The sequence below is a fragment of the Pseudomonadota bacterium genome, from assembly GCA_034660915.1.
Taxonomy (GTDB): domain Bacteria; phylum Desulfobacterota; class Anaeroferrophillalia; order Anaeroferrophillales; family Anaeroferrophillaceae; genus DQWO01.
Window position 1 is genome coordinate 1 of record JAYEKE010000198.1, and the last position, 8,672, is coordinate 8,672.

9 protein-coding genes are annotated in these 8,672 nt (G+C 49.6%); 4 read left to right on the forward strand and 5 right to left on the reverse strand.

The features are described 5' to 3' along the window. The 4 genes from U9P07_11270 to U9P07_11285 all read left to right on the forward strand — a co-directional run. Nucleotides 1-600 (forward strand): PDZ domain-containing protein (locus U9P07_11270; protein MEA2109988.1); only part of this gene is annotated, 600 nt, incomplete at its 5' end. A 17-nt stretch (nucleotides 601-617) separates the two neighbouring features. Continuing rightward, complete coding sequence (gene prmA / locus U9P07_11275) at nucleotides 618-1,493, forward strand: 50S ribosomal protein L11 methyltransferase (GenBank protein MEA2109989.1); 876 nt, start codon at nucleotides 618-620, stop codon at nucleotides 1,491-1,493. Beyond that, entirely contained in the window at nucleotides 1,481-2,119 is a 639-nt protein-coding gene (locus U9P07_11280; protein ID MEA2109990.1) for a methyltransferase domain-containing protein, read from the forward strand. The genes prmA and U9P07_11280 overlap by 13 nt, the downstream gene beginning before the upstream one ends. Nucleotides 2,120-2,132: 13 nt before the next feature. Continuing rightward, nucleotides 2,133-2,879, forward strand: a complete 747-nt coding sequence (locus U9P07_11285; protein ID MEA2109991.1) for a sulfite exporter TauE/SafE family protein — start codon at nucleotides 2,133-2,135, stop codon at nucleotides 2,877-2,879. 195 nt (nucleotides 2,880-3,074) lie between these two features. On the opposite strand, the gene U9P07_11290 is transcribed toward U9P07_11285, so the two are convergent. The 5 genes from U9P07_11290 to U9P07_11310 form a co-directional block, all read right to left on the reverse strand. After that, nucleotides 3,075-5,045, reverse strand: a complete 1,971-nt coding sequence (locus U9P07_11290) for an alpha amylase C-terminal domain-containing protein (GenBank protein MEA2109992.1) — start codon at nucleotides 5,043-5,045, stop codon at nucleotides 3,075-3,077. A gap of 133 nt (nucleotides 5,046-5,178) precedes the next feature. Continuing rightward, nucleotides 5,179-5,352: a hypothetical protein gene (locus tag U9P07_11295; GenBank protein ID MEA2109993.1), complete on the reverse strand. Its 174-nt coding sequence runs from the start codon at nucleotides 5,350-5,352 to the stop codon at nucleotides 5,179-5,181. 71 nt (nucleotides 5,353-5,423) lie between these two features. Beyond that, entirely contained in the window at nucleotides 5,424-6,338 is a 915-nt protein-coding gene (locus tag U9P07_11300; GenBank protein MEA2109994.1) for a thioredoxin family protein, read from the reverse strand. Nucleotides 6,339-6,546: 208 nt separating this feature from the next. Continuing rightward, complete coding sequence (locus tag U9P07_11305; GenBank protein MEA2109995.1) at nucleotides 6,547-8,061, reverse strand: glycogen/starch synthase; 1,515 nt, start codon at nucleotides 8,059-8,061, stop codon at nucleotides 6,547-6,549. A gap of 80 nt (nucleotides 8,062-8,141) precedes the next feature. After that, nucleotides 8,142-8,672 (reverse strand): DUF3417 domain-containing protein (locus U9P07_11310; GenBank protein MEA2109996.1); only part of this gene is annotated, 531 nt, incomplete at its 5' end.

Sequence of the window (8,672 nt, forward strand, 5' to 3'; positions counted from 1 at the left end):
CAGATTCAGAAAGTGACCCCGGAATTGGCCGAATCATTTAATCTTGACAGTGAAAAAGGGGCTTTGGTTGCCGATGTGGTTGAGGACAGCCCGGCAGCCCGGGCGGGAGTCAAGACCGGTGATATCATTCTTTCTTTTAATGGTCAGGAAGTGGATAGTATGCGTAAACTTCCCCGGATTGTGGCAGCGGTGCCACCGGGAAGCAAAGTAAAAATGAAAGTGCTGCGTCGAGGTAAGGTGAAAAAACTGACTGTGGTAATTGCGGAACTGAAAGATGATGAAACGGCTGCCGACAGCAGCTCGGAAGATGGTACCCTGGATAGCCTGGGGATGACTGTCCGTCAGATTACCCCGGAGCTGGCCGGTCAGTATCGCCTGCCCCTTGATTCCGGGGTAGTGATCAACCGTATTGATCCCGATGGCCTGGCAGCCGAAGGGGGATTGCATTCCGGTGATATAATTCTCCAGGTTGATAATTCTGATATTGAAACAGTAAAAGATTTTCGTCAGGCCGTCAAAAAAGCGAAAAAGAATAAACTTGTCCGTTTTCTGGTTCAAAGACGGAATTCTCGGATCTTTGTGGTTATGAGAATGAATTGAATAAATGGATGTCTGAGATGAACCATGCTTCGGGGGGAAAGGGTACTCCTTTACCCTGTTGGTGGTCATTGTCTTTTACCCCGATGGCTGAATATTATCAACAAATCACCCGGCTGCTTTTCGCGGCCGGGTGTTCTGGTATCTGGGAGCCTGACAAAGATGATGACCGGGCAGCGATAGTTGCGTATTTCCCGGCTGAATGTCATGATGTTCTGACTGCTCTTTGCCGGCAGTTATCCCCTTTTCTAACGGATCCCGGGGAAATAGCGATTGAGAAAATCGGCCAGGAAAACTGGATGGAAGGCTGGAAAGATTATTTCAGGCCGGTGAACCTGACTGAAAACTGGATGGTGATGCCCCCATGGTGGCCGGGAGCTGGTGAGCAGCCCGGCCAGATCCTCATTTATCCTGGAATGGCTTTTGGTACCGGTACCCATGAAACCACCCGCCTGGCGGCAACTTTGCTGGAAGAGAGATTAAAACCCGGGAATTCGGTCCTGGATGTGGGAACCGGCAGTGCTATTCTGGCCATTCTCTCCCGAAAGCTTGGGGCTGGACAAATTTTTGCCATTGATATAGATGAAGATGCGTTGGAGAATGCCGCCAAAAATTGCCGGTTAAACAACTGTGAACAAACTATCAGCTTATCCTCACGTTCTCTTGATGACCTTGAGGAAAAATTTGACCTGGTGGTGGCCAATATTATTGCCCCGGTACTGGTGAAACTGGCCCCTGAATTGATTGAAAAACTGCATCCTGGCGGTCAGCTGATTCTTTCCGGAATCTTGGCTGAACAGCTCGAAATGGTCAGGAAAATCTATGAAGCTGAGGGGTTTGTTATTGATCATCAGCTGGCGGAAGGAGAATGGGTGGCTTTGCGATGTCGACCATAAGAAGTGGCAGACGTAAATATTACGATTTTTTCTCAGCTTTTTACGATGCCTTTATCCGCCTGCATGCCCGCCAGGATGAAGATGATACCAGGGATTTTCTGGTGGATGCTGCCGGTCTCAGTCCCGGATCTAAGCCGAAAATTCTGGATGTCTGCTGTGGTACCGGTGCGGTTATCCTTAATTTTGCCGGCCACTACCCTGAAGGGTTGCTGGTTGGTTACGATTTTTCCCACGGGATGCTGCAAAAAACCCGGGAGAAAGATCCTGCGGGGTCGATTACCCTTGTCGAAGGAGATGCCAGCCGCCTGCCTTTTGCCGATCATTCCTTTGATGTGGTAACCTGTTCCCATGCCCTTTATGAGTTGAAAGGTGATGCCAGATTGCTGGCCCTGGAGGAAATGAAACGAGTTATCGGCGAAGATGGGATAATTCTGCTGATGGAACATGAAGTTCCCCGTAAGCGCTGGATCAGGATGCTGTTTTATCTGCGGATTTATTCCATGGGATCCGGTGACGCGAAAGAATTTATTTCCGGCGGGGTTGATTTTTTTAAAAAAATATTTCCCCGGGTTTCGGTTACCCATTCTCCGAGCGGCAAAAGTAAGTTGTTGATCTGTAAGGGTTGATATCTGCTATCCCATGACCTCATATCTGTTACTTTTCTTTTTTGGTATTGTTGCCGGCACCTTGAACGTTATTGCCGGCGGCGGTTCTTTTTTGACTGTCCCCCTGTTGATATTTCTTGGCTTGCCGCCAACGGTGGCCAATGGCACCAACCGGGTTGGCATCCTCTTGCAGAATGTCGGGGCGGTCTGGGGTTTTCACCGCCATCAGGTGGTTGACTGGCGTTATGTCCTCTGGGCGGCTTTGCCGGCAACTGTCGGTGCCCTGCTGGGAGCCTGGGGGGCGGTGATTATCGGTGAAGAAGCATTTAAAAACTTCCTTGCTGTGGTAATGATCGTTGTCACCCTGTGGACTTTGTGGGATCCCTTAAAAGCTTCCAAGGGCAAAGATTCAGCCATGGAGAAACCCAGGGTTTGCTGGCTGGCTTTTGGCTTTTTTCTGGTGGGGATCTATGGCGGTTTTGTCCAGGCCGGAGTCGGTTTTCTGGTGTTGGCCACCACTACTCTGGCCGGGCTTGATCTGGTTCGGGGTAATGCGGTAAAGGTTTTAAGTATTCTGATTTATACCTTCCTGGCTCTGGGTATTTTTGCCTGGCAGCATAAGGTTAACTGGCCGCTGGGATTGACTCTGGCTGCCGGTACGGTGGTGGGTGGTCAGCTAGGGGTTCACCTTACCGTACTTAAAGGCCACCAATGGGTAAAAAAAGTGGTGACGGTCGCGGTTATTATTATGGCAGTGAAGTTGTTGGTTATGCGGGTGTAGTATAAGGTTAAAGGCTAAAGGCTAAAGGCTAAAGGATACACGGGATCGGGGACAGTACTTTAGTGCTGTCCCCATGCGAAGCACCCCAAGGGCACTTCTTCGCTGCTCAGGGCGCAAGCGAAGCAAAAGTGCAAATCTGTCCCGTGAGAGGGCGAAGCTAAAGGCTAAAGGTTAAAGGCTGAGGGATAAAAAGGTTTAAATTTTTGGTTCCTGCAGCACCAGGACGCTGCGGGAAGGAAGGTAGAGAGATAACTGCGGCTTTCCGGTTTCAGTCCCGGTCAGGGAAAAATGTTTCTGCTCAGGTTCCAGGCGTCCATGGCCGCCGTACCGGGGAGAATCACTGTCAAGGATCATCTCATACTCTCCTGCCATTGGCACCGTAAACCGGTAATGGCTGTAAGAATTTTGCGGGTGGAAGTTGAACGCAAACAAAAGTCCAGCGCGTCGGAAGATGAGCACTTTGTCATCATTGTGTTGGTGGAGCAGTACCGGTTTTTGCCCTTCCAGCAATCTGTATTTTTTTACCAGGGCAATCATGTCGTGATCAAAGTCCGCCAAAAAGTGATATTTCAGCTGTGGATCATCCCTGAGCCGCCATTGCCGGCGGGCATAGTGGTATGACCAGTTATTTCCGGGTCGCGGGAAATCAATCCATTCCGGGTGGCCGAATTCATTACCCATAAAGGTAAGATAGCCATTGCCGGCGGTGGCCAGAGTAAGCAGGCGAATAAGCTTGTGCAGGGCCATTCCCCGGTCAACAACCAGGCTCTGATCGCCGGTTTGCATATGGTCATACATCTCCTTGCCGATGAGGCGAAAAATAAGGGTCTGGTCCCCCACCAGAGCCTGGTCATGTGATTCGGCATAGCTGATACTTTTTTCATGAATCCGCCGATTGTTCAGCTCATGCCAGAGATTCTCCATGGGCCATTCCTCATCCCGCACTTCCTTAGTCAGTTTGATCCAGTAGTCAGGAATTCCCATGGCAAAGCGGTAATCGAAGCCGATGCCACCTTCTTCAATGGGTAGGGCCAGTCCGGGCATGCCGCTGATGTCTTCGGCAATGACAATGCCTTCAGGATGGATTTCATGGATAAGCTTGTTGGCCAGGGTCAGGTAGGTCAGGGCATCTTCATCCACATGTTGGTCAAAATAGTCATCATAGGAGGTAAAGGCTTTTCCCAGTCCATGATGATCATAGAGCATACTGGTGATGCCGTCAAACCTGAAGCCGTCAAAATGGTATTCCTCCAGCCAGAAACGGCAGTTGGACAGCAGGAAGTGCAGCACTTCCGGCTTGCCGTAATCAAAACAGCGGGAATCCCAGGCCTGATGCTGACCCCGTGGTCCCTGGTGAAAATACTGGTATTCTGTGCCATCGAAGCGGCTTAATCCTTCCACTTCGTTGCTGACCGCGTGTGAATGGACCAGATCCATAATAACTGCCAGCCCCAGAAGATGGGCTTGGTCAACCAGTTTCTTCAATTCATCCGGGGTGCCGAAACGTGATGAAGGAGCAAAAAAATTGGCTACATGGTAGCCAAAAGAAGCGTAATAAGGGTGTTCCTGGACGGCCATCAGCTGGATGGTGTTGTAGCCGGAAGCGGCGATCTGGGGTAAAATATGGTCGGTGAATTCTCGGTAGCTGCCGATTTTTTCTTCTTCCTGGGCCATGCCCACGTGGGCTTCATAGATCAGCAGGCCATCGGCAGCTGGTTGAAATTCACGGCTCTGCCATTGGTATGACTTTTCCGGCTGCCATACCTGGGCATTGAAAATCAGGGTCTGGGAATCCTGAACTACCCGGCTGGCATAAGCCGGCATGCGATCACCAAAACCGCCAGGCCAATGAAGCCGAAATCGGTACAGGTCACCATGTTTCAGAATTTCTGCCGGCAGCCTGATTTCCCACTCCCCCAGGGAATTTAGCCGTTTCATGGCGAAACGGTTATCTTCCTGCCAGTTAGTGAAATCCCCGATTATAAAGATGGCGGTGGCATTCGGGGCCCACTCCCGCAGGATCCACTCCCGGCCGTTGAAATGAAGGCCGAAATGATGCTGTCCGGCGGCAAACTCCCACAGGCTGATTTCCCCCCGGGTAAGCTGCAGTTCCCTGGCTTTGGTTTTTTCCGCCCGCCGGCATAAAACAGCTTCGTAGGGTTGCAGCCAGAGATCAGCAGCCAGCAGTTTTTTTATGGGGGGTGGAATCCCGGGATCGGAAATGGTAGAAGTATCAGCCAATGTTTAATGCTTTTTTAAATTTTACTCAACTTTCTGACTTGCGTTGCCAGGGACATAATTACAGGATGTTCGGGCTTGGCTCATAGCGGTATTGGCCGCCGAACGAATCACACGAAGTGATTCTCGGCGGACGCGGGGACATTGCTTTAGCGGTGTCCCCACAAGCCGGCCTGTCTGCGTGCGGCACGCACAGGCAGGCCATGGACGGCCGGCGAGAATGAGCGAGAGCCATGCCGGAACATCCTGGTAAATTTCTTTCCGCTGTTTTTAGAACAACTTAAGAAAGTTGAGTATTTTATTTATTTATTTTTTTGTTCCGCGAATATTGGCAATAATATCCGGAATTTGTTTGGCTATTTTAGTGTTTGGGGCCGTTTTGGCCGCCTGTTCCAGACTGCTGATGCCGGCCTCCCGGTCTTTTTTCCCTTTCAGGCAGATGCTGGCCTTGAAAAGATAGAGCCGCTGCCGGTCTTCCGGCTGGAGATTGGTTTCTTCCTGCAGCAGTTTATCCAAATCAGTCAGAGCCTGGTCAAAATTCCCCGTCTTTTGCAGGGCTTTTTCAATGGGAGCAACTTTATGCTGAAGTTCATATTTTGCCCGCAGGCCGGCCTTGTTATCGGGGTCAAGTTTGATGATCTCGTCGATCAATTTATTGCGGTCTCCCAGAAGATGATTTGTCATCATCATTGCCAATGCCTGGTCTAATAATTTTGCCCGTTCCAGGCCGGTAGCCTGGTCGGCTTTGGTCAATAAGGCATCTTTTTTGGCGTTATTATTATGGAAATTGTGCAATTGGGCCAGGTAGGCATCAACGCCACCTTGTTGGTAGCCAGTCCTGGCGTATGGTTTACCATCGGCATCAGTCAGGATGACCGTGGGAAATCCTCTTATTCCATATGCCTTTTGCATTTGCTGGTTCTGTTCTTTAATGGATTTCTCCAGTTCTTTTTTTCGGGGGAAATCAAGACTTACCAGAATAAAATCCTTTCCCGCTTCCTGGGCAAATTTATCCTGGGTAAAAACTTCTTTGTCCAATTTTTGGCACCAGTGGCACCAGTCAGAGCCGGAAAAAAACAGCAGCATATCCTTCTTCTCTGTAGCTGCGTTCTTCTTGGCAGTTTCAACGTTGTTGATCCAGGTAGTTGCTGCTTGGGCGGAAGAAAATAATGAAAATAAAATGATCAGGGTTGATAAAAAACTGATAAAACGTTTCGGCATTACGGTCTTCTCCTTCATGATTGTTTGGGCGGATTTCTCTTAGGGGGTATCTGGGAGTAATGTTGGTGCAGGCAGCATTATACTATTTGAAAAATGCAATTCCGATTAAAATTATAACATAGGGTTGGAAATATTGAAAGCGCTATATCAGAAAATGATCTTGAGCTGCCAAGCTTAATAATGGGAATCATGCATAATATTCCTATGCTTATCGGTTCAGCAGCGGTCGCTGGAGCATTTTTTCATAAAGGTCCATATATCTGCGGGCAGTTACCTCGTGATTAAAAGTGGCGGTACTGGCTTTCATAATTCTTTTGATCTGTTTATTCTTGACTGTTTCCGGCAGGTTGTAGAAATTCATTGCCTGTTCCATGGCCCATAACAGCCCGGTTGAATCATGATATTCAAAAAGAAAGCCGTTGCCGATGTTTTTTTCAGGCTGAAGATGAACGACCGTATCATGAATGCCGCCGGTATCGTGGGCTATCGGCAGGGAACCGTAAAGGGGACCGATCATCTGTGGCAGACCACAAGGTTCATAGCGTGAAGGCATCAGGATAAAATCCGATGCTCCATAAGCCTGGCGGGCCAGGGCTTCATTAAAATCGCAGATGGCTACCCGGTCATGAAGCTGATGAAAATTGACAATGTTTTTGAAGTGCTGTTGAAATTCACCATTGGCGACGAAGATGATCTGCAGATGTTGCTGCCAGTATCTGGAGACAACGCGGTAAAGAATATCAGCCAGTAATTGACAGCCTTTTTGAATTGTATCCAGCCGCGAAGGCCAGAAAAACAGAGGGGCCCGATCATCTAAAATCAGCCCCAGATTTTCCTGAAGTATTCGCTTATTGTCCTGTTTCCCACTGCTAAAATTTGTGTGATCATAACGGCAGGATAAATCCTGGTCTGTACTGGGGTTGTACGATGGGTCCGGAGCGTTCAGGATCCCGACTCCACAACTGGCGTGCCCTTTATTTGCCAATTCCTGTTGAATCTGGGGCTCAACGAAATCGTGTTGTCCTTCAACAATTTCCTGGAGAAAGGTGGGGCTCACGGTATTAACGAAGTGAGCGGCAAAAATACCGCTGGTGAGAAAATCGACCTGATTGCTTTCACGGGTTTCCTCATAGTTGTAGGCCGGTCGTTCAAAATAAAGATTATGCCAGAACTCAGCGGTGTCAATGCCACGGTCTTCAATATGGGCCATGGTGGTTCTTACCGTATGGATGTTGTGAATGGTAAAGAGACAGGGAATGCCATGATGCCGTGACATGGCCGGAATGAGGCCGGTCATCCAGTCATTGCAGTGAATAAGATCAGGCTGAACCCGGGGGATGATGTTATTGATAACTTCCCGCTGGAAGGCCATGCTGATCAGCATATTTTTCCAGCCGTAATTGGAGTAGACCTGGCTGCGATAGTAGAAAACCCGGTCTTCGGCCAGATGGAGACGTTCATCCGGTACCTGTGCCTGGATTGCCTGCCATTCCCGGCGCAGTCGTTCAGGGATCTGGGTGTTGAACATGTTTCGGTAGTCGGGCAGGGCCACATGCACATCTGCTCCCTGTTCAAAAAGGGCGCTGATCAGAGCGGCGGAAACATCCGCCAGTCCTCCGGCCTTGGCAGTCAGATAGTTGCTCATGTTGCCCATACCATTGGGCAGGTAAGTGACTTCCGGGGTGACGATCAGAACCCGGGGATTTTTACTGCTGGCAGACATGTTGACCTCGGTTTATAGTATAAGGTGTACGGTATAAGGTTTATGGTATAGAAAAACACCTTGAATCTTATACCTTTATTTTATCGTGCCCAGGTAAAAAACCGGGTATCATACCTGAGCCGGCGGTCACCCTGGGGGGTAGCCCGGGCGGTGAAACCGTAGCGGCCGGCGAGATCGCAATGGAAGGTACAGCCGTAACGATAGGAACCATTGCCGAGATCCTCCTCTACTGACATGGTTTCCGTCATTCCGGGATCTATCCGCTCAAGGGACTGGGTGGGGCCATAATACAATTCCACGTTTACTTCGTCAGGACGCAGTTCTCCCAGGTGAACAATGGATGTTGCTTTGAAGACATCTCCCACCATAAAAGAACCACCATTGTTCCGCTGGGGTGGTTCAATATGGATTTTATCCCATAAACGGTGGAGTCGATGATGCTGCCGGCGTAATTCATCGGCTTTACGGGCATTATCCGCGAGCAGTTCGTCATGACATCCGGCAACCGGCAGGTAGAAATGCTGTTCATACTCGTTGACCATGCGGAGGCTGCAGAAATCCTGCATGGCCATCTTCATGGCTTCCTTCATCATCTTGATCCAGCGGGCCGG

Bases quoted from the DNA above. Each gene is read 5' to 3' on its own strand.
- prmA (MEA2109989.1), top strand. From the start codon at position 618: ATGAACCATGCTTCGGGGGGAAAGGGTACTCCTTTACCCTGTTGGTGG.
- U9P07_11280 (MEA2109990.1), top strand. From the start codon at position 1,481: ATGTCGACCATAAGAAGTGGCAGACGTAAATATTACGATTTTTTCTCA.
- U9P07_11285 (MEA2109991.1), top strand. From the start codon at position 2,133: ATGACCTCATATCTGTTACTTTTCTTTTTTGGTATTGTTGCCGGCACC.
- U9P07_11295 (MEA2109993.1), bottom strand. From the start codon at position 5,352: ATGGCTCTCGCTCATTCTCGCCGGCCGTCCATGGCCTGCCTGTGCGTG.
- U9P07_11300 (MEA2109994.1), bottom strand. From the start codon at position 6,338: ATGCCGAAACGTTTTATCAGTTTTTTATCAACCCTGATCATTTTATTT.
- U9P07_11305 (MEA2109995.1), bottom strand. From the start codon at position 8,061: ATGTCTGCCAGCAGTAAAAATCCCCGGGTTCTGATCGTCACCCCGGAA.